The organism is Nocardia sp. NPDC058480, from assembly GCF_042720495.1.
GTDB lineage: Bacteria > Actinomycetota > Actinomycetes > Mycobacteriales > Mycobacteriaceae > Nocardia.
In genome coordinates, this window is sequence record NZ_JBHXMN010000023.1 from 58,965 (window position 1) to 78,833 (window position 19,869).

General features: G+C 67.7%; 18 protein-coding genes and 1 pseudogene. 9 read left to right on the forward strand and 10 right to left on the reverse strand.

Going from position 1 to position 19,869, the window contains the following annotated elements:
* Nucleotides 1–15: 15 nt before the first annotated feature.
* Nucleotides 16–1,772: pseudogene (locus tag ACFWO8_RS31645) on the reverse strand (FAD-dependent oxidoreductase).
* A gap of 567 nt (nucleotides 1,773–2,339) precedes the next feature.
* On the opposite strand from ACFWO8_RS31645, the gene ACFWO8_RS31650 reads away from it, so the two are divergent.
* Nucleotides 2,340–7,805 carry a carboxyl transferase domain-containing protein gene (locus ACFWO8_RS31650; protein ID WP_378972923.1) on the forward strand — a complete coding sequence of 1,822 codons (5,466 nt, stop codon included), beginning with the start codon at nucleotides 2,340–2,342 and terminating at the stop codon, nucleotides 7,803–7,805.
* Nucleotides 7,806–7,847: 42 nt separating this feature from the next.
* Here the strand turns inward: ACFWO8_RS31650 and ACFWO8_RS31655 are convergent, their stop codons facing one another.
* Nucleotides 7,848–8,420, reverse strand: coding sequence for a TetR/AcrR family transcriptional regulator (locus tag ACFWO8_RS31655; protein ID WP_378972926.1), 573 nt, complete (start codon nucleotides 8,418–8,420; stop codon nucleotides 7,848–7,850).
* 38 nt (nucleotides 8,421–8,458) lie between these two features.
* On the opposite strand from ACFWO8_RS31655, the gene ACFWO8_RS31660 reads away from it, so the two are divergent.
* The 5 genes from ACFWO8_RS31660 to ACFWO8_RS31680 all read left to right on the forward strand — a co-directional run bounded on the left by ACFWO8_RS31660 (nucleotide 8,459) and on the right by ACFWO8_RS31680 (nucleotide 11,173).
* Nucleotides 8,459–8,836 carry a hypothetical protein gene (locus ACFWO8_RS31660; RefSeq protein ID WP_378972931.1) on the forward strand — a complete coding sequence of 126 codons (378 nt, stop codon included), beginning with the start codon at nucleotides 8,459–8,461 and terminating at the stop codon, nucleotides 8,834–8,836.
* A gap of 182 nt (nucleotides 8,837–9,018) precedes the next feature.
* Nucleotides 9,019–9,309 (forward strand): hypothetical protein, encoded by a 291-nt coding sequence (locus tag ACFWO8_RS31665; RefSeq protein WP_378972935.1) that lies wholly within the window; start codon nucleotides 9,019–9,021, stop codon nucleotides 9,307–9,309.
* 1 nt (nucleotide 9,310) lies between these two features.
* A complete protein-coding gene (locus ACFWO8_RS31670) occupies nucleotides 9,311–9,985 on the forward strand; it encodes a HemK2/MTQ2 family protein methyltransferase (RefSeq protein ID WP_378972946.1) in 675 nt (224 codons plus the stop codon).
* Nucleotides 9,942–10,178, forward strand: a complete 237-nt coding sequence (locus ACFWO8_RS31675; RefSeq protein ID WP_378972951.1) for a CDGSH iron-sulfur domain-containing protein — start codon at nucleotides 9,942–9,944, stop codon at nucleotides 10,176–10,178. The genes ACFWO8_RS31670 and ACFWO8_RS31675 overlap by 44 nt, the downstream gene beginning before the upstream one ends.
* Nucleotides 10,178–11,173: an iron-containing redox enzyme family protein gene (locus tag ACFWO8_RS31680; protein WP_378972956.1), complete on the forward strand. Its 996-nt coding sequence runs from the start codon at nucleotides 10,178–10,180 to the stop codon at nucleotides 11,171–11,173. Before ACFWO8_RS31675 ends, ACFWO8_RS31680 begins: the two co-directional genes overlap by 1 nt.
* Here ACFWO8_RS31680 and ACFWO8_RS31685 read toward each other — a convergent pair.
* From ACFWO8_RS31685 to ACFWO8_RS31700, 4 genes are all read right to left on the reverse strand, one after another.
* Nucleotides 11,148–11,576, reverse strand: coding sequence for an ATP-binding protein (locus tag ACFWO8_RS31685; protein WP_378972959.1), 429 nt, complete (start codon nucleotides 11,574–11,576; stop codon nucleotides 11,148–11,150). The genes ACFWO8_RS31680 and ACFWO8_RS31685 overlap by 26 nt on opposite strands.
* A 77-nt stretch (nucleotides 11,577–11,653) precedes the next feature.
* Complete coding sequence (locus ACFWO8_RS31690; RefSeq protein WP_378972962.1) at nucleotides 11,654–12,073, reverse strand: STAS domain-containing protein; 420 nt, start codon at nucleotides 12,071–12,073, stop codon at nucleotides 11,654–11,656.
* Between the two features lie 130 nt (nucleotides 12,074–12,203).
* On the reverse strand, nucleotides 12,204–13,040 hold the full coding sequence (locus ACFWO8_RS31695; protein WP_378972965.1) for an RNA polymerase sigma factor SigF: 837 nt from the start codon (nucleotides 13,038–13,040) through the stop codon (nucleotides 12,204–12,206).
* Nucleotides 13,041–13,137: 97 nt separating this feature from the next.
* Entirely contained in the window at nucleotides 13,138–13,575 is a 438-nt protein-coding gene (locus ACFWO8_RS31700; RefSeq protein WP_378972970.1) for an anti-sigma factor, read from the reverse strand.
* Between the two features lie 269 nt (nucleotides 13,576–13,844).
* On the opposite strand from ACFWO8_RS31700, the gene ACFWO8_RS31705 reads away from it, so the two are divergent.
* Complete coding sequence (locus ACFWO8_RS31705) at nucleotides 13,845–14,018, forward strand: CsbD family protein (protein WP_378972974.1); 174 nt, start codon at nucleotides 13,845–13,847, stop codon at nucleotides 14,016–14,018.
* Between the two features lie 193 nt (nucleotides 14,019–14,211).
* Entirely contained in the window at nucleotides 14,212–14,664 is a 453-nt protein-coding gene (locus tag ACFWO8_RS31710; RefSeq protein ID WP_378972980.1) for an anti-sigma factor antagonist, read from the forward strand.
* A gap of 22 nt (nucleotides 14,665–14,686) precedes the next feature.
* Here ACFWO8_RS31710 and ACFWO8_RS31715 read toward each other — a convergent pair whose 3' ends face one another.
* Both ACFWO8_RS31715 and ACFWO8_RS31720 read right to left on the reverse strand, forming a co-directional pair.
* On the reverse strand, nucleotides 14,687–15,472 hold the full coding sequence (locus tag ACFWO8_RS31715) for an alpha/beta fold hydrolase (protein WP_378972987.1): 786 nt from the start codon (nucleotides 15,470–15,472) through the stop codon (nucleotides 14,687–14,689).
* Between the two features lie 178 nt (nucleotides 15,473–15,650).
* Nucleotides 15,651–15,929 carry a hypothetical protein gene (locus ACFWO8_RS31720; RefSeq protein WP_378972991.1) on the reverse strand — a complete coding sequence of 93 codons (279 nt, stop codon included), beginning with the start codon at nucleotides 15,927–15,929 and terminating at the stop codon, nucleotides 15,651–15,653.
* Nucleotides 15,930–16,084: 155 nt separating this feature from the next.
* Between ACFWO8_RS31720 and ACFWO8_RS31725 the strand changes: the two genes are divergently transcribed.
* A complete protein-coding gene (locus tag ACFWO8_RS31725; RefSeq protein WP_378972994.1) occupies nucleotides 16,085–16,996 on the forward strand; it encodes a hypothetical protein in 912 nt (303 codons plus the stop codon).
* A gap of 6 nt (nucleotides 16,997–17,002) precedes the next feature.
* On the opposite strand, the gene ACFWO8_RS31730 is transcribed toward ACFWO8_RS31725, so the two are convergent.
* Together ACFWO8_RS31730 and ACFWO8_RS31735 are read right to left on the reverse strand one after the other, a co-directional pair.
* Nucleotides 17,003–18,673 (reverse strand): DUF885 domain-containing protein, encoded by a 1,671-nt coding sequence (locus ACFWO8_RS31730; protein WP_378972998.1) that lies wholly within the window; start codon nucleotides 18,671–18,673, stop codon nucleotides 17,003–17,005.
* A gap of 225 nt (nucleotides 18,674–18,898) precedes the next feature.
* Entirely contained in the window at nucleotides 18,899–19,540 is a 642-nt protein-coding gene (locus ACFWO8_RS31735) for a class I SAM-dependent methyltransferase (RefSeq protein WP_378973007.1), read from the reverse strand.
* Nucleotides 19,541–19,869: the final 329 nt, after the last annotated feature.

Sequence of the window (19,869 nt, forward strand, 5' to 3'; positions counted from 1 at the left end):
ATCTCATCGCATTCTCTACAACGCGCCCTGGTGGCCCTCGCGTGCGGGCGCGGTGACCGGCCAGATCGGCAGACGCAGGGCGGCGGTCGCGGTGGCGGGGACGACGGGGTCGTTCGGTGCCACCGTGGCGATTCGCTCGTAGGGATCGCCCATCGCCGGGCGCGGATCCGGCTCGCCCTTGTTGGGCCACAGCGCGGCGGCGCGTTCGGCCTGGGCCGCGATCGTCAGTGACGGATTGACACCGAGGTTGGCCGAGATCGCCGAGCCGTCGACGACGCTGAGGCCGGGGTAGCCGTGGACCCGGTGGTAGGGATCGATCACGCCGGTGCCCGCATCGGTGCCGATGACACAGCCGCCGATGAAGTGTGCGGTCATCGGGACGTTGAACACGTCAGGCCAGGTACTGCCCGGTGTGGCACCGAGTTTCGCGGCGACGTGGCGGGTCGCCTCGTGACCGGGCGGAATCCAGGACGGATTGGGTTCGCCGAAACCCTGCTTGCTGGTGAACCGGCGACCGAACACCCCGCGCCGGGTGTAGGTGGTGATCGAATTGTCGAGGCTCTGCATCACGAGCAGGACCAGGGTGCGCTCGCTCCACCGGTTGGTGCGCAACAGTCGCACGGTCTGTACCGGGTGGCGCCCGGCGATCAGCAGGACTCGCGACCAGCGCGGCAGCCGGTGGTCGCCGTCGACGAGGTAGGTGTTGAGCAACCCCATGGCATTGGACCCCTTGCCGTAGCGCACGGGCTCGACATGGGTATCCGGCGTGGGATGGAACGAGGACGTGATCGCCACGCCCTTGGTGATGTCGACGGCCGGGTCGACCTCGGTGCGTCCGGCGCCGAGGATCGCCTCGGAATTGGTGCGCGTCAGCACACCCAGCCGCGGCGAAATCCCGGGCAGTATCGCGGTGTCACGCATTCGGAACAGCAGGTGCTGGGTTCCCCAGGTGCCCGCGGCCAGGACGACATGCCGCGCCGACACCGTGGCGCGGTGTTTGCGGACCCAGCGTCCGGTGCGTTCGGTGTCGACCAGCCAGCTGCCGTCGGACTGCGGCCGGATCGCGGTCACGGTGGTCATCGGCGAGACCATGGCCCCGGCCTGCTCCGCCAACCCGAGATAGTTCTTGACGAGGGTGTTCTTGGCGCCGTGACGGCAGCCGGTCATGCACTCCCCGCACTCGATGCAGCCGGTGCGGTCGGGTCCGACGCCGCCGAAGTACGGGTCGGCGGCGGTCCGGCCTGGTTCGCCGAAATACACGCCCACCGGGGTCGGCACGAAGGTGTCACCGACTCCCATCTCCTCGGCCACCGACTCGATGATGGTGTCGGCCGGTGTCATGTGCGGATTGCGCACAACGCCGAGCATGCGGCGCGCCTGGTCGTAATGGGGGCTGAGCTCGGCGTCCCAGTCGGTGATACCGGCCCACTGCCGATCGCCGAAGAACGCTGCTCCAGGCTTGTAGAGGGTGTTGGCGTAGTTGAGGGAACCGCCGCCGACTCCGGCGCCGGCCAGGATGAAGCAGTCGCGCAGGCGGTGAATGCGCTGGATCCCGTAGCAGCCGAACCGTGGGGCCCACAGGTATCGGCGCAGGTCCCAGTTGGTCGCGGCGAAATCGGCATCCGCGAACCGGCGACCAGCTTCCAGGACACCGACGGTGTAGCCCTTCTCCACAGGCGCAGGGCCGTGACACTGCCGCCGAACCCCGACCCGACGATCAGGACGTCGTAGTCGTAGGAGGGGGTGGCGTTACCTGGGGAGTCTTCTGACACGGACCCGACGGTAGAAGCCCGCGCGCCGAGGGGGCCGATCCGGCGTGCCCGCTGGCAGAACTCACGATCGCGGGCGCGCGCAGATGGCACGGATGACAGTGGATGGTTCACCCGCGTTTCACATCTCGGGTCCGGAAACGCCCCCGCCGCCGACGGTCCGGGCCGCGCCGGTGCCGACGGAGACGACCCGTGCCGGCGATACCGGTGATGGCATCAGTGGGACGAGCGGGATGTCACCTCGAATATGTTGTAGGTCAACATGATTGATAGGATTTCGAAGTGAGTGGATGGTCCGGGACCGCAGACCTTGGCCGTCCACTCGCTTGGGGGATGTGCTTGTTCGACCAACGGGCATCGCGACGCCGGCCAGCCGTCATCTCGGCGACTTCGACCACTCGCCTTCGTCGGGTTGTATCGTGCTCGGCGGCCGCTCGTGCCTTGGCTACGTGCCGGTAACCCGCGCACGGTGCTTGTATATGAGGTACGGGGGTGCAGACTGCGCACGGACCGGGAGTTGCAAATCTCACCCGCAGGACGATGTCCTGGGTAAATGGAAGGAGTCGGCGAGTGTTCAGCCGTATCGCCATCGTGAATCGGGGCGAGGCCGCTATGCGCCTCATCCACGCCGTCCGTGATCTGGCGGCGGCGACCGGGCTACCGATCGAAACCGTCGCCCTGCACACCGACGTCGACCGGAATGCCACGTTCGTCCGGGAAGCCGATATCGCCTATGACCTCGGTCCGGCGTCGGCACGGCCGTACCTGGACCTCAAGGCCCTCGAGAACGCACTCGTCGCCACCAAGGCCGACGCGGCGTGGGTGGGCTGGGGCTTCGTCGCCGAGGATCCCGCGTTCGCGGAGCTGTGCGACCACATCGGTGTCACGTTCGTCGGGCCGAGCGCCGACGCGATGCGCAAGCTCGGTGACAAGATCGGCGCCAAGCTGATCGCCGAGGAAGTCGGGGTGCCGGTCGCGCCGTGGAGCCGGGGCGCGGTCGACACCGTCGAAGACGCCATCGAAGCGGCCACCGGGATCGGGTACCCGCTGATGCTGAAGGCCACCGCCGGTGGTGGCGGTCGCGGCATCCGCGTGATCACCAACGAGGCCGAACTCGTCGACGCCTACGAGCGCACCAAGCAGGAAGCCGCCCGTGCCTTCGGCAGCGGCGTCGTATTCCTGGAGCGCCTGGTCACGGGCGCCCGGCACGTCGAGGTCCAGGTAATCGCCGACGGTCAGGGCACCGCGTGGGCGCTGGGCGTGCGCGACTGCTCGGTGCAGCGACGCAATCAGAAGGTGATCGAGGAATCCTCCTCTCCCGTGCTGAGCGCCGAGCAGACCGCCGAACTCAAGGCCTCGGCCGAGCGCCTCGCGATCGCGGTCGGGTACTGCGGCGCGGCGACCGTCGAGTTCCTCTACCACCCCGGCGACCAGCTGTTCGCGTTCCTCGAGGTGAACACCCGCCTGCAGGTCGAGCACCCGATCACCGAGCTCACCACCGGGTTCGACCTCGTGCACGCCCAGTTGCGGGTGGCATCGGGCATCCGGCTCGAGGGCGAGCCGCCGGCCGAGCGTGGCCACGCCATCGAAGCCCGCCTCAACGCCGAAGACCCCGACCGTGACTTCGCGCCCGCCCCCGGTCGTATCGTGCGGCTCGATCTGCCCGCGGGCCCCGGCATTCGCGTCGACACCGGCGTGAGCCAGGGTGACACGATCCCCGCCGACTTCGACTCGATGATCGCCAAGATCATCGCCTACGGCCGCGACCGCGACGAAGCCCTTGGTCGACTGCGCCGGGCGATGGCCCAGACGAGGGTTGTCATCGAAGGCGGCGCGACGAACAAGAGCTTCGTGCTCGACCTGCTCGATCAGCCCGAGGTCATCGACGCCAGCGCCGACACCGGCTGGATCGACCGGGTGCGTGGCGAAGGCCGCCTGGTGACCCACCGTCACTCCACCGTCGCGCTGGCCGTGGCCGCGATCGACGCCTACGAGGAAGACGAGCGGGTCGAGCGGCATCGACTGCTGTCGACCGCGTCCGGTGGCCGTCCGCAGGTGCAGCACGAGAGCGGACGGCCACTCGACCTGAAACTGCGTGGCGCGGGTTATCGCGTGCGCGTCGCCCGGATCGGTGCCAACCGGTTCCGTGTCGGCATCGAGGCCGGTGGTGACCTGCGCACCGCCGACGTCGACCTCGAACGTTTCGATCACCACACCGGCCAGATCGTCGTCAACGGCACCCGCTACCGCCTGATCACCGGCACCCATGGGCCCACGCACGTGGTGGACGTCGACGGCGTGACCCACCGGATCAGCCGCGACGAAGGCGGTGTCGTCCGCTCACCCGCTCCGGCGCTGGTCGTCGGCACACCGCTCGAGGTCGGCGCCGAGGTCGAGGCCGGTGCGCCGCTGCTCGTGCTGGAGAGCATGAAGATGGAAACGGTGCTGCGCGCACCGTTCCGGGCCAGGCTGAAGGAATGCACGGTCTCGGTCGGCACCCAGGTCGAGGCGGGCGCGCCGCTGCTGCGGCTCGAACCGCTCGCCGACGACGACGAAGCCGCCGAGACCGTGACCACCACCGGCACCGTCGAACTCGACTTGCCCGGTGAGGCAACGCCGTTGCGCGCCCACGAGCGGGTGGCGCGCGGCCTGCAGGACCTGCGCAGTCTGCTGCTCGGCTTCGATGTGGACCCGCACGACGACCGCCGCGTCCTCGACGACTACCTCACGGCCCGCCGCGAAGCCGTCAGCGACAACCGCCGTCCGCTCGGCGAGGAGCTCGAGCTGGTGCAGGTCTTCGCCGACGTCGCCGAACTGAGCCACAACCGTTCGGCCGACGACGACCACGGCAACGGTCACGTACACAGTGCCCGCGAGTACTTCCACACCTATCTGCAGAGCCTCGACGTCGAGCGGGCCGGGTTGCCGCAGACCTACCAGGCCAAGCTCGGCGCGGCGCTGGGACACTACGGCGTCACCGAGCTGGATCGCTCGCCCGAGCTGGAAGCGGCGGTCTTCCGGATCTTCCTCGCCCAGCAACGTCCCGCCGACACCGTCGCCGTGATCACGACGCTACTGCGTGAATGGCTGACCGAACCGATGCCCGACCAGGTGCTGCGCGAACCCGTCGGCCTGGCGCTCGAGCGCCTGGTGGCGGCAACGCAGGTGCGTTTCCCGGCGATCGCCGACCTCGCCCGCGGACTGGTCTACAGCTGGTACGGCCAGCCGCTGCTGCGCCGCAACCGCGCTCGCGTGTACACCAACGTCCGCAAGCACCTGAGCTACCTGGACGCGAACCCGGCCGCCGAGGATCGCGGCACCAGGATCGCCGAGATGGTGCGCAGCACCGAACCGCTCGTGCGGTTGCTCGGCCAGCGCCTCGAGCGCGACAAGCCCGACCACACCTCGATGCTCGAGGTACTGACGCGGCGCTACTACGGCAACAAGGGTCTCACCGGGGTCCGTACCGAACAGGTCGGCGACACCACGTTCGTCGTCGCCGAACGCTACGGTTCGATGCTGGTCTCGACCGCCGTGAGTTTCGACAAGCTCGACGGGGCACTGGACGGGCTCGCCGAATTGGCCAGCGGCGCTGTCTCGATCGACGCCGACATCTACCTCAGCTGGGAATCGCAGCCCGAGGACTTCGACGCGATGGCAGCGGCCCTGCAGGAGGTGCTCGGCGCGCACCCGGTGCCCAACCAGGTGCACCGGATCACCGCCACCGTCGCGGGCAGCGGCGGCTCGGTCATGCACCACCACTTCACCTTCCGTCCGTCGGTGACCGGCATGGCAGAGGAACGGCTGATCCGCGGGCTGCACCCCTACATCGCGCAGCGGATGCAGCTGGAGCGGTTGCGCAAGTTCGACCTCACCCGGTTGCCGTCCTCGGACGAGGAGGTCTACCTGTTCCGCGGGGTGGCCAAGGAGAACCCCTCCGACGAGCGCCTCATCGCCTTCGCCCAGGTCCGTGACCTCGCGGCGTTGCGCGATCACGACGGACGATTGGTGGCCCTGCCCACCGCCGAGAGCGCCATCGCCACCTGCGTCGACTCGATCCGCCGGGCCCAGTCGCGGTTCCCGTCGGCCAAGCGGCTCAACACCAACCGCATCGTGATGTACATCTGGCCGCATATGGATGTCACCCGCGCGGAGCTCGAGACCATCGGTGGCCACGTGCTGCCGACGGCCGCGGGCGCCGGGCTAGAGGAGATCCTGCTCATCGCCCGCCAGCGCGATCCCGAGACCGGTGCGCTGACCAAGGTCGGTGTGCGAATCTCGTTCCGTCCCAACGGCGAATCCGAGGTGACGGTCGGCGAGCGGACCGACGAGCCCGTCGAGCCGCTGGACGAGTACCGGCAGAAGGTGCTGCGTGCCGCGGCTCGCAACACCGTGTACCCGTACGAATTGACTTCGCTGCTGGGCGATTTCGCCGAATACGATCTCGACGCGAACCATGCGCTGGTGCCGGTCGATCGGCCGAAGGGACACAACACCGCGGCGATCGTCGCCGGTGTGGTGACCACGCCGACCGCGCAGCATCCGCAGGGCGTCACCCGCGTGCTGCTGCTCGGTGACCCCACCAAATCCCTCGGCGCGCTCTCGGAACCGGAATGCCGTCGCGTGATCGCCGCGCTGGATCTGGCCGAGAGCCTGCAGGTGCCGCTCGAGTGGTACGCGCTGTCCTCGGGCGCGCGGATCTCGATGGCCTCGGGTACCGAGAACATGGACTGGGTCGCGGCCGCGCTCAAGCGGATCGTCGAATTCACCCAGGACGGTCGCGAGATCAATATCGTGGTCGCCGGCATCAACGTCGGCGCGCAGCCGTACTGGAACGCCGAGGCCACCATGCTCATGCACACCAAGGGTGTGCTGGTCATGACCCCCGATTCGGCCATGGTGCTCACCGGCAAGCAGTCGCTCGACTTCTCCGGCGGCGTCTCGGCCGAGGACAACTTCGGCATCGGCGGCTACGACCGCGTGATGGGCCCGAACGGCCAGGCCCAGTACTGGGCGCCGAACCTGTCCGCCGCCCGCGATGTCCTGATGTCGCACTACGACCACACCTATGTCGCCCCCGGCGAGCAGGCACCGCGGCGTGCCGCGACCGGTGATCCCGTCGATCGCGATATCTCGGCCTTCCCGCATGTGCTGGCGGACAGCACCTTCGCCACTGTCGGCGAGATCTTCTCCGCCTCCGCTAACCCGGATCGCAAGAAGCCCTTCGATATTCGCACGGTGATGCGGGCGCTGGCCGATCAGGATCACCCCGTCCTGGAACGCTGGGCCGGGATGGCCGACGCCGAGACCGCGGTGGTGCACGACGCGCACCTCGGCGGAATCCCGGTGTGCCTGTTGGGTATCGAGTCGCGCAATGTGGCACGGCGCGGCTTCCCGTCCACCGACGGGCCCGACACCTACACCGCGGGTACCCTGTTCCCGCGTTCGTCGAAGAAGGCCGCACGGGCCATCAACGCGGCCAGCGGCAACCGCCCGCTGGTGGTGCTGGCCAACCTGTCCGGCTTCGACGGCTCGCCCGAATCGATGCGCAAGCTGCAGCTCGAGTACGGCGCCGAAATCGGCCGCGCCATCGTGAATTTCGAAGGCCCCATCGTGTTCTGCGTGATCTCGCGCTACCACGGCGGTGCGTTCGTGGTGTTCTCGAAGGCGCTGAACCCGAACATGACGGTGCTGGCACTGGAAGGGTCGTTCGCCTCGGTGCTCGGCGGTGCGCCTGCCGCCGCGGTGGTGTTCGCCGGTGAGGTGAAGTCCAGGACCGCGGCCGATCCGCGCGTGCGGGAGCTGGAATCCCGGGTCTCGACCGCTGTCGGCACCGACCGCGCGACGCTCAGTGCTGAACTCGACGAGACGCGCTCTTCGGTACGCGCGGAGAAGCTGGGCGATGTGGCCGCGGAGTTCGACCGCGTGCACAACATCCAGCGCGCGGTCGAGGTCGGCTCGGTCGACGCCATCGTCAGCGTCGCGGATCTGCGTCCGCGGATCATCGGCGCGATCGAGGGTCGACTGCCCGCGTAGTACTCGGCCGACGGACCGGGCTCGGAATTCGACCGAGCCCGGTCAGTCGGCGCCGTACAGGCGCAGTACCGACGACCGGAATTGGGCGGTCACGGTCGCCACGTCGAGCCCGCCGCCGCGCAGGTGCTGGTCGGCGGCATGGCCGAGCGCGATCGTCGCGGCGACGAGCCAGTCGGTGCGCAGATCCGTCGTGAATTCGCCTGCGTCGCGGCCACGGCGGATGAGCGCGTCGAGGTGCTGTTCGATCGGTACGTGACGTGCGGCGTCGGCGGTGCGGTCGTTGTCGGAATAGTCGAATCTCGTCTGCTCGGCCAGCATCGTGGCGACCGCGGACAGGAATCGGTCGAGAGCCGCAGTGGCAGTGCCGGTTTCGAGGTCTGCTGCTGCCAGCGCGTCGAGCGCCCGTCGACTCTGTTCGTCGCGCACCGAGGTGAGCAGCATCTCGCGGGTGCCGAAGTGCGCGTACGCGGTCTGTCGGGTGACCCCCGCCGCGGCAGCGATCTCGGACATGCTCGCCTCCGGGCGCTCGCCCAGCACCCGGATCGCCGCCGCTACCAGTGCCGACCGGTTGCGTCCGACCTCTGCCCGCTGACGGCGCTTCCTTATCTCTGACACGATTGACAACGATAACAGCCCACTTAAAATTGTCAGGTATGTCAGAGATAACTGAACGCGCGGCCCGCCGACTCGTCCTCGACTACACCCGCGATATGGCCCTGTCCGATGAGGATCCCGCCGAGATCGTGAACCGCACGCTGACCGAGGACGTGATCTGGCAGACCGACGGCAGCGAGCTCGATCGCGCCGCGCTGATCGCGCACGCGGCCCCCTCCCGTAAGAACGTCACCGCCGTCGATGTCCGGATCGACGACCTGCTCGTCGACGGCCACCGATTCGCCGCCCGCTGCTACCTCGCCGCCGAACATCGCAAGCTCGGACAGGTGGCGATCGAATGGATCATGATCGGCAGCGTCGCCGCCGACGGACGGGTGCGACGGATTCACCAACTCGCCAGGACTCCGAAGTCCTAGGAGTGGCCCTGACCACAGCGGACGGCCCGCGGGTCGCGCTGGAATCCACCCCGCGCCGCGACCTGGCCGGGGTCATCGAGACGAACTGACTCACCGGTCCACGCGGGTGTCGGCTGATTGCCTTGCCGGTTTGCGGGCATGTCCACGACAGGGCGGTGTCGTCCGCGAAAGGAGCATGCGCGGTGAATCAATCAGAGAAGCAGTTCCCCGATAACGCTCGGACCACTCGGACACATGCGGGGGAGTCGATCAGGGACACGAGGAACTGGCCCGGATTGATTCTCGCCGCCCTCGGGCTGGTGCTGCTCGCCGTCACGCTCACCGCGGCCGGGTACGGCTTCGCGGGCTGGGCGGTGCTCGCAGGGGTGGCGTGCGCGGTGTGTCTGGTGATGGGGATCGGGCTCGTGGTCGCGGAGCATCGGTGGGTGAAGGCGCAGGAGGGCCTCGCCCTGGGTGAACCACGAGGACACTGAGGTGGTGGTCATCCGGGCGCCGCGCGTCTACCGACCGCAGGCCGACACCTGGCTGCTGGCCCGCGCGCTGAACGAGGTGCCCTCGCTGCGTGGCGGCCGGGTGCTCGACGTGTGCGCCGGTACCGGCGCGTTGACGGTAGCTGCCGCGGCGGCGGGTGCGAGCAGTCTGACCGCGGTCGACCTGTCGCGGTCGGCACTGATATCGACCTGGATGAACTGCACGCTGCGTGGCGTGGCGGTGGAGTTGCTGCACGGCGATTTCGCGTCCGCGCTGGGGCTGCCGCGCTTCGATGTGGTGGTCGCGAACCCGCCCTATGTTCCCACCGAGCGGGCAGGCGGTCGCGGTGCTGCACTGGCGTGGGACGCGGGTCCCGACGGCAGGAGTGTGCTCAACCGGTTGTGCGCGATGCTGCCGGACCTGCTCACCGAACGCGGCGTCGGATTGATCGTGCATTCGGCGATCAGTGATCCCCAGCGCAGCTTGGCCCAGCTCCGCGAGCTGGGTGCGAACGCCGATGTCGTGGCAACGGGAACGGTGCCGTTCGGGCCGGTCATGCGGTCACGCGCCGGGTGGTTGGCCGCGAAGGGCTTCATCAGGCATGGCCAGCGCGAAGAGGAACTGGTGGTGATCCGTGTCGACCGAACATCGTCGTCTGTCGTCGCCGACCCCGCCTGAGCCGCGGCGCGTCGTACTCACCGACGACGGGCCCGCACTCATCGACGGTCCCGTCGACCTGGTCACCGCCGACGGCACGGTGCTGCACTGCGACCGTTTCGTGGTGGCGCTGTGTCTGTGTCGTCGATCGAGCACGTACCCGCTGTGCGATACCAGCCACCGGCGCCGACGTCAGCCGAGGAGCGCCGACTGATGCCCCGGCGATCACTGCCGCGCCCGCGTGGCGAGTTGTCCGCCGCGGTTGTCGAATTACTCACGCGGACACCAGGTTCGGTGGTTCCCGATGCTTGCGCGCTCGACCCCTACGGCGAAGATCTACTGCTCGCCCTGCACACCTGCTACGAACTGCACTATCAGGGATTCGCCGGTGTCGACGAGAACTGGGAATGGGACCCCGACCTCCTGCGTTTGCGCCGCGACCTGGAGAACACCCTGCTCACGGCACTGCGCGCCGATGTCCCCGGCGGCGACGACGTCGACGGGGAACTCGATCGTCTGCTCGAACCGACCACGGACACCGACGGCGTCGCCGGGTTCCTCGCCGAGCGGGGGACCGCCGACCAGTTGCGTGAGTACTTCGTCCACCGCTCGATCTACCACCACATCGAGGCCGACCCGTATGCCTGGGTGATCCCGCGCCTGCGCGGACAGGCGAAAGCGTCGCTGGTGGCGGTGGAATTCGACGAGTTCGGCGGCGGCCGCGGCGAACGCGTCCACGCGCAACTCTTCGCCGACCTGCTCTCGGGGGCGGGACTGGAGCCGGGCTACCTGCACTACCTCGACGCGGTGCCGGCGCCGATGCTCGCGCTGGTGGACATGATGTCGCTGTTCGGCCTGCATCGCGGCCTGCGCGGCGCACTGGTCGGGCATTTCGCCACCGTCGAGATCACTTCGTCGCCGGCTTCCCGGCGCTTGGCGGAGCTGGCCCGCACGCTGCTCCCGCATCCCGCGTGCGCGCACTTCTACGCCGAGCACGTCGAGGCCGACGCCGTGCACGAACAGGTGATGCGTCGCGATGTCATCGCTGGGCTACTGGCCGCCGAACCGGGCGAAGCCGCCTCGATCGTCTTCGGCATCCAGGCGACGAACCTGCTCGAAGACCGCTTCGCCGAGCACATCCTGAAGTGCTGGAACGAGGATCGCGGTTCGCTGCGTGAGGCGATCAGTGCACCCGGCGCACCTGCGTGAAGGAGATGGCGACGGGGTAACCGCCCCGGTCCCGGTCGTAGGCCTCGTGGTCGGCGGTGAGGTGGTCGGTGATCGAGTGCATCACATGCCAGCCGAACCCTGTCGTGTCGATCGGGTCGGTGTCTCCGCAGACGGCGTCGACCTCGATCCGGATCCGGAAGCCGTCGGCGGTCACCTCGCAGGTGATCTGGGAATCGGGCACCGCACCGAGGATCAGGCAGGTGGCTGCCTCGTCGAGCGCGACTCGCATGTCGGCGACCGCGTCGACGGTGAAACCCGCGATCAGGGCAACGGTTTCGGCGACAGCCCGGAGCATGACAACCTGGCCGAGGTCGGCGTCGATCTGGATACGGATCGATGTCGCATGAATCGAATCGGCGATGAGCCGGTCGCTCGAATCCACGATGTCCTCCTCCCGAGCATGCGCTGGAGTGGCTTCACCGAGCGCATACCCAGGAACTACCGACCCGAAACAGCTTCTCAGTGGCCGGATTCGGATCCCGACGCCTCGTCGATGGACAGGTAGTACCGGAACAGTGGCCGCACGCCGACCAGATCCAGTGCCCGCTCCACCTCACGACCGTCGGTGAGCAGGCTGATATCGACCCCGCGGGACCACGCGTCAGCTTTGGCGACGCCGAGCATCGTGGCGACCCGCAGGCTCAGGAACTCGGTATCGCGCAGATCGAGGACCACCACGCGCGCACCGGAATGCACGGCGCGGTCGAGCAGCGCACAGAATCGGGGCATCCGCGCCGCGTCGAGCTCGATACCGCCGTGTAAGACCCAGCAGCCCGGTCGCCCCGGATCGCGCAGCGCCAACCCGGCCGCGGCGGCCGCGGAGCACCCGCGGTACCAGCGCAGCCGACTCGAATGCCGGCGATCCATGACGACAGACATAGAACCTCCTGTGCGACAGGGCGTTCCGGTTCGCGCTACCGACGGACCCTGGCACAGGGTGCGGCGCACGAGAACCGGTTCGGCTGGAGGTATCGACCTGGGACGATTCTGGCACGTGGCGGCGCCGCTGTCACTGCGCGGGCATCGGCTCGGCGAGTGCTTGCTCACGCAACGACGACAGGGTCCGCGACAGGATCCGCGAGACCTGCATCTGGGAGACACCCAATTCCTCGGCGATCTGGCCCTGCGTCTTGGACTCGTAGAAGCGCATGATCAGCACCTGCCGCTCTTCGGCGGGCAGCTCGGCGATCAGCGGACGGACCGCCATCGCGTCCTCGGTGAGCTGGTAGCAGGGCTCCTCGGAGCCGAGGATATCGGTGATCGGCTGCGTGGAATTGTCGCGACCGTCGTGGGTGACGCCGTCGATGGAGTTGGTCTGGTAACCGTTGCCCGCGACCAGCGTGCGGGTGACCTCGATCAGGTCGACGCCGAGTTCGTCGGAGAGTTCGTGCGCGGTGGGGAACCGCCCGAGCCGCTGCGACAGTTCCTCGGTGGCGGGACCGATCCTGAGCTGGATCTCCTTGAGCCGTCGCGGCACCCGCACCGCCCACGTGCGATCACGGAAGTGCCTGCGCACCTCGCCCATGATCGTCGGAATCGCGAAGGACAGGAAGGAGGAGCCGCGAGTGACGTCATAGCGATCCACGGCGAGCACCAGCCCTACCCGGGCGGTCTGCTCGAGGTCGTCGAACTGTTCGCCGCGGCCGTTGAACTTGCGTGCGATGTGGTCGGCGAGCGGCAGACACAGTTCGATGACCTGCCTGCGCATCGCGTCGTGGTGCTCGTCGTCGATGGGCAGTGCCCGCAGCTTCTCGAACCACGGTTCGATGTTGTCGTAGCTGTCGCCGCGCGAATGGGATCGCCGGGCGGACGGACGAACTGCGGCTGTCGTTGATTCCCATGTCATCGCTACTTGCCTCACTTCCAGGCGGTTGCAGATGTGTTCATGGGGTACCCACCGGGACCCGGGGCCATGCCCTACCTATGAGGCTAGCGCGAGATGATCACGACTCGGTCGGTCCGTGCAATCGCCTGATCCAGCCGAATTCGACAGTGGTCGGATAGCCGTCGCGGGCCGGGTCGAAGCCGGCGTAATCGGTGCGCAGTGCGTCGGTGAGGGTCGCGACGACATGCCAGCCGAAGGATTGCTCATCGAGCGCGGCGGGCTCGCGGGCCAGTGCGCTCACCCGGGCGCCGAGCACGCCGTCGCCGCCGGTGAACGAGCAGTCGAGCTGGGAGTCCGGGGTCGCGACCAGCATCAACGCGGTGGCGACTTCGTCGAGTGCCAGCAGGAGATCGGTGACCTCGTCGAGCGCGAAGCCACCGACGAGCAGGACGGTCTCGGCGAGTGCGTGCACCATGCTCAGCTGGTCCAGGTCGGCGGGCACCTGGAACCCGACGGTTCTCGAGCGGGGAGCGGTGTCGCGATCTCGAGCTCGCACGCCACCTCCCTCGTCACCGACCATGTGGTCGGAGGTTACCCCGTAACCATCGGGTCACGCCTCGAGCTCATTTCCGGCCGTTACCCGACGAGATCGGGCCGCGGTGCCGCACCTGTGAGCATCGCGCGTCGGCCCGTATCGAAGGCAACTCCTGATCCGTGCCGGTCGCCGCGCCTGTTTGCCTATGGCGGACCCGGGTAGGCCGTCGATGGGCCCCCAGGACGGCCCACGGCCACCAGCTGGCCGAGAAACAGCCTGAAAGGAATGCCATGGGTATCGCTGACAAGGCGAAGAACAAGGCCGAAGAGCTGGCGGGCAAGGCCAAGGAAGCGGCCGGCCGCGCCACTGACGACCGTGATCTCGAGAACGAGGGTCGCGGCGAGCAGGCGAAGTCGAACCTCAAGGACGCGGGCGAGAAGGTCAAGGACGCGTTCCGCGACTGACCGGTCACACGCCATCCGGGTCATCGGTCCTCGACGGGACCGATGACCCGCGGTCTTTTCGACACGCATCAGATCCATCACAATCGCTGACACCACCGACTCGGCGTGCTGAAATGGATTCACCAGCCCATCTCTAGCTACCTGGATCGGCGGGCAGTCTGTCTACCTGCCGGTGTCGAGGGATCGAGCACTCGTGAACACCCATTCCAGTGATGGTGACAGGACGATCCGGATCGACGAATTCGACCCGGCACTGTGCGCGGAGGTCACCCTCCATCACACGGCGACTGTTCTGCACGTGCACGGCGAGATCGACGCCTGCAACCTGCTCGAGTGGCGCGCGATTCTCGACGAGGCCATCGCGGCGGAGGGGCAGTCGGGCCATCTGGTGATCGACATCAGGGACGTGACCTTCATGTCCTGCCGGGCGATTCTCGACATGGCGACCCGCGCCCAACAGTGCGAGCTGCGCATGAGTGTGGTCAATCCCGTGCCGTCGGTCACCGACCGGATCATCCTCGCCGCCGGCCTCACCGAGTGGCTACCCGTCTACCCCAGCCGCACCGAGGCCCTGGCCGCCGCGCGCACGCTACCGGTCCAGCAGTCCGTCCGAATGTTCCCGCCGGCGCCGTGGACGGCGAGGTGAGCAGGAGACGACCGGCGCCGGTTCAATCGTTCGCGGCGGAATTCGTCAGTATCGGCAGCAACGCCTCGGCGCTGACCATGTGGTCCTGCCCGGCGAGCACCCGATGCGTCGCGTGGGGAATCGCCGCGGCCAGCTCCCGCGCCACCTGATGCATTCCGGGTGGGTTCTTCGCCCCGACAACGACATTCACCGGCACCTGGATGTTCTCGAAACGCTCCACCGGGGGAAGTATCTCGGTGATCCCGATGTCGTACATCACTGTGGGGGCGAGTGCCTTCATGGTTTTCCAGCCGGGAAACAGCGGTAGCAGCGCGACGAACGCACGCGGCATCCCGATCCCCTGCAGGAATGCCTTCAGCGCTCGGGCGTTCTTCCCCTCGTCGAGAAGCGCGCGTACCGTCCCGGCCAGCTCGGCGTAGGACGCCCGCTCGGCCTCGTCGTGCACATAGGGAGCGTCGTAGATCACGACCCTGTCGAGCTTGTCCGGCATCCTTACCGCCGCTTCGAGTGCGAGCGCCGCACCCGACGAATGTCCGTAGAGAATCGCGCGCCCGCCCGCCGCATCGACCACCGTCTCGATATCGTCGATTTCCCGCTCGATCGCGTACGGCAGCACGTCCCCGCTGTCCCCGCGCCCGCGCCGGTCATAGTTGTAGACAGTGAATTTCGTGGCGAACACCCGCACGTCGGCGACGATCGGCCGAAACCTCCGGAAACACGTCGCGCCGGTGATGTACACCAGTGCCTGCCCGTTCCCGGAAACGTCATACGCGAGCTCCGTACCATCCTTCGACGTAGCGATCCTCATAACTCGTTCCTCTCGGTGCCGGGCCCGCGGATCCCTGATCGATCCACTGTCCTCTACCACAACGACGCTCTCGCCTCCCGAAACTCATCGGTGCGGCAAGAAGCTGTGCCCGTTCGAGCTGTGCCCGCTTCGCCCGCCGAAGACACGTGCACGGTTCGACCGCTGTAGCGGCCTTGGGTCACCAGCCGGGTGGCGATGTCGCGTCCGCCGCGACATTCATGAATGCGGAGATCACGTGATCGGTGAGGTAGAGCCTTAATTCGCTGCGCCACTCGGCGGGGACATCCGCCGGGACCAGGTCGAGTGCCTCCTCGACCTCCTCCCATATTCGGGGAAAGGGAATGCCGTTGCGCGAGCAGGATTCGACAGCGACCATCAGCTGATCTGTCAGGCAATCCATGTGCGCATTCGATATCACACTGAATCCCGGGTCGAGTAGGAGCTCGAGATCGTCCATATTTTTTCCCCTTACCGGTTTCGCGCCCCTGCTGTGCGCTCAACGTAGGTGACCGATTCGCGGTGCGCGAAATCGTGCGGGGGTTACTGGGCGTTCAGATATCTTTCGGCTGCCGACTTGTGATCGGCACCGACCGGCCAGTGTAGGTTCGACCGATGACCTCCACGGCCCTGTACTGCGGCACTCGCTGGGACGAGCAGGGTCGATGGTTCTACGAGCTGCTCGGCGACGACGGGACCACCGAGCTGATGCCCGGTGTCGGGACGCGGCTGGCGTTCCGGATTACCGATTCCGGGCGATTCTGCCTGGGGTACAACGGGTTCGGCGGCGGACGTCGCGGGCGGCAGCCGTGCCCTCGCCGCGCACGAGTCGACACCGGTCGTCAGTGCGAGCAGTGCCGAATCACCGAGGGCTGGTCGGTGGTGCACAGTCATCGCGGTCCGCTCACGGCATTGCCAGAACAGGTCCGCGACTACATGTCGCAGCCACACCACCTCTACATCGCGTATTTCGGCGACGGGATGACCAAGGTCGGTACAGCCTCGGCGTCGCGGCGCAATCGCCGGCTCTTCGAACAGGGCGCGCTGGTCGCCCGATTCATCACCGATTCCCCTGACGGACTCCATGTTCGAGATCTCGAACGGACAGTGACCGAGCGAGCGGGCATCGGGCAGGCGGTCGCCGGTGTCACCAAGACTCGCATCCTGACCAAACCGCTGCGCCCGTGGGCAGCCCTGGAATCAGCCGTCGCCGATGCGGCCGAGCATGCCGCGAGCGCACTGCCCACCGACATCGCGCGCACCGATATCGGCTGGTCGGGCGGCCGGGACTTCTACGCAACGATCCTCGAACACGGCCGGTTCCCGGTCGCCACCGAAATCGCCGGGGAGCCAGGCGAATACCTCATCGACGCGGTGACAGCGCACGGTCACACGATCGCGTGCCGGGACACCGCGGGCGCGAGCGAACTCGTATTGGTCAACGACACCCGCCTGGTCGGTCGCCGCATCGAACTCGACCCCTCGATCACGGCGAGTCCGGAACCCGCGCAAACCAGCCTGTTCTGACGGCCCTCACGCCATGGCGGCGAGTTGCGCCCGCATCGTATCCAGGCCCATTCCGCCCAATCGCAAAGCGCGGGTGTGGAATTGCTTCGAATCGAACGCTGCGCCCGCTCGCTCGCTTGCCTCTGCGCGGGCTGCGAGCCACAGACGTTCACCGAGCTTGTACGCAGGCGCCTGTCCCGGCCACCCCAGGTACCGGTCGATCTCGTCGCGGGCCGTGATGGCATCAGTGACTGTCCGGGTCAGCAGGAACTCCAGGCCGAGGTCGGGGGTCCAGCGCTCGCCCTCGTGGAAGCCGGTGCCCGCGGGGATCTCCCATTCGAGGTGCATCCCGATATCCACGATCACCCGCGCGGCGCGAAACAGCTGCTGCGACAGCATACCGAACAGATTGCCGTCGTCGCTGAGATAGCCGAGCTCCTGCATGAGGCGTTCGGCGTAGAGCGCCCAGCCCTCGCCGTGCCCGGAGACGAACGACATCATCCGCTGGTACCGATTCAGCGAATCCGCCGCGCACACCGCGGTCGCGATTTGCAGATGATGGCCCGGCACGCCCTCGTGGTAGACCGTGCTCACCTCACGCCAGGTCGCGAAGTCTTCTTTTCCGGGCTCCACCGACCAGCACATGCGAGCGGGACGGCTGAAATCGGCACTTGGCCCGACGTAATACGCCCCGACCACACCGCCGGGCGGCGCTATCGTGCATTCCAGCTGCACGATCTCGTCGGGAATCTCGAAGTGCTTGTCGCGCAACGCCTCCAGGGCTTCGTCGGACATCTTCTGCAGCCACGCTCGGAGCTCGGACTGCCCGCGCACCCGGTATTTCGGGTCGGCGTCGAGCACTGTCGCCGTCTCGGTGAGTGTTGCCCCCGGCGCGATGCGGGCAGCGACAGCCAGCATCTCGGTCTCGAGCCGGGCGAACTCCGCCCACCCCCAGACATAGGCTTCGCGCAGGTCGAGGTCGGCGCCGGTGAAATAGCGCGACCACAGCCGGTAGGTCTGCTCGCCGACGGCATCCTTGGCGGGAGCGAGGGGCACGAGCTCGGCGCGCAGAAACTCAGCGAAGTCGGCAAAGGCCCGTTGGGCCGCGTCCGCGCCCCGGCGCAGTTCCGCCAGCGGGGCACCGTCGACATCCGCGGCGGCGGCGACGAAGATGGTGAAGAATCCTTGCTTCCCGCCGGAACCTGCCCACGTGTCGGCCTGCTCGGCGACTTTGACGACCTGCCGCAGCGCACTGACCTGCCCGCGTTCCGCCGCGACCACCAGCGACGCGCGCACACCGGCCAGCGCCGCAGGCACCCCAGCGAGACGCTCGGCGATCACTGTCCAATCCGCGGCGGTCTCAGCGGCCATCACGTCGAATACCATCCGAATGTTCTGCACCGGACTTTCGATCACATTGAGCGCGGCGAGCGGGAGCCCGGCGTCATGGATCTCCACGTCGAGCCCGATGCGTTCGGTGAAGACGGCTTTCGCCACCCGCTCACCGTCATCGACTGGTTGCGCGGAAAGTATGGCGCGCAACGCGTTTCGGGCGATCTCCGCCCGAACCTCATGCCCGGCGGGCGAATAGTCGGTCAGGCGATCGTCATGCCCCGCGATGCCGAACATGGTCGCCATGACCGGATCAGCGGCCGCGTAGTCCTCGACGAACCGATCACAGATCTCATCCACACCCATCCGAGACACGCTAACGGCCATCGAGGCCCGACGGGCAACGAACGAGCGCGTGCACGGCGGGTCGAGTCATCCGTGTTGTCGCCGCGCCGTCTCGGTGATCCAGGTGGGTGCGTCGCCGTGTTTCTCGTTCACCGCGCGCATCTTCGGGTCATCGAGGGCGACCAGTTCGGCCATCACCTCGTCCACCTATCCGGCGCCTGCGCCTCCTGATCTCGTCGATGCCCATCATGCGTCGGGATCGGTGCGCGCGTTCGAGTCGGGTGCCAGGGAGAACACCGCGACCAGGAAGTCGGAGTCGGCGGTGAAGGGCCGCAGATCCCAGGTTGACAGCAGTAGATCGACTGTGAGACCGGCGGATTCGGCATCGGTCAGGAACTCGGCGAACTCGTAGCCACGGTCCGCGCCGAACCCGATGATCACCCGGCCGGTCGGCGCGAGATGCCCGGCGAACCCCGCCAGGACGGCCGACCGGGTGGACGGGGCAAGAAAGGTCATCACATTGCCCGCGCACACGATGGCGTCGAAGTCGGCGGCAGGCAGATTCAGTTCGGCGAGGTCGCCGACCTGCCAGGTCGGGCCGGGATAGTCCGCACGCGCCGCGTCGATGAGCACCGGGTCGACATCGACGCCCACCACTGTGTGCCCGGCACCATGCAGGTAGCCACCGGTCCGCCCCGGCCCGCAGCCCGCGTCGAGCACTCGGCTACCGCGCCCGAGCATCGCGTCGATCAGCCGCGCCTCGCCCACGATGTCCTCGCCCTGCGCGGCCAGGGTCCTGAACCGCTCCACGTACCAGCTCGAATGTGCCGGGTCCGCGGCGGTGAGCTCCTCCCACCCGCTGGGTGTGCGCTCGTTCGACGTATTCATGAATGCCTGCTCCTCGGGTCGGTCTGCACTACCGACCCTAGAGGCTCGGCTCGGACAGGGCGCGAAGGCCGGGGGCGGTGGCGTGGCGAACGAAATGGCAGTCGGCCAGGCGGTCGGTCTCGCCGAGTTTGACTGTCAGACAAACGGATTCGGCTAATCGATAGGGTCGGCTCTCCACGACAGCACCGAGTACGCGGCGCAGTCGCGACACTTCCGCGCGGACCGCGACCGCATGCCGAGCGTGCCCTGAACGCGATGGTCTTGCATGGCTTTCGGGACCAGGTGCTTCCCGGTGGCTGGTTTGTTGTCGTACCCCGGTGCCACACTGT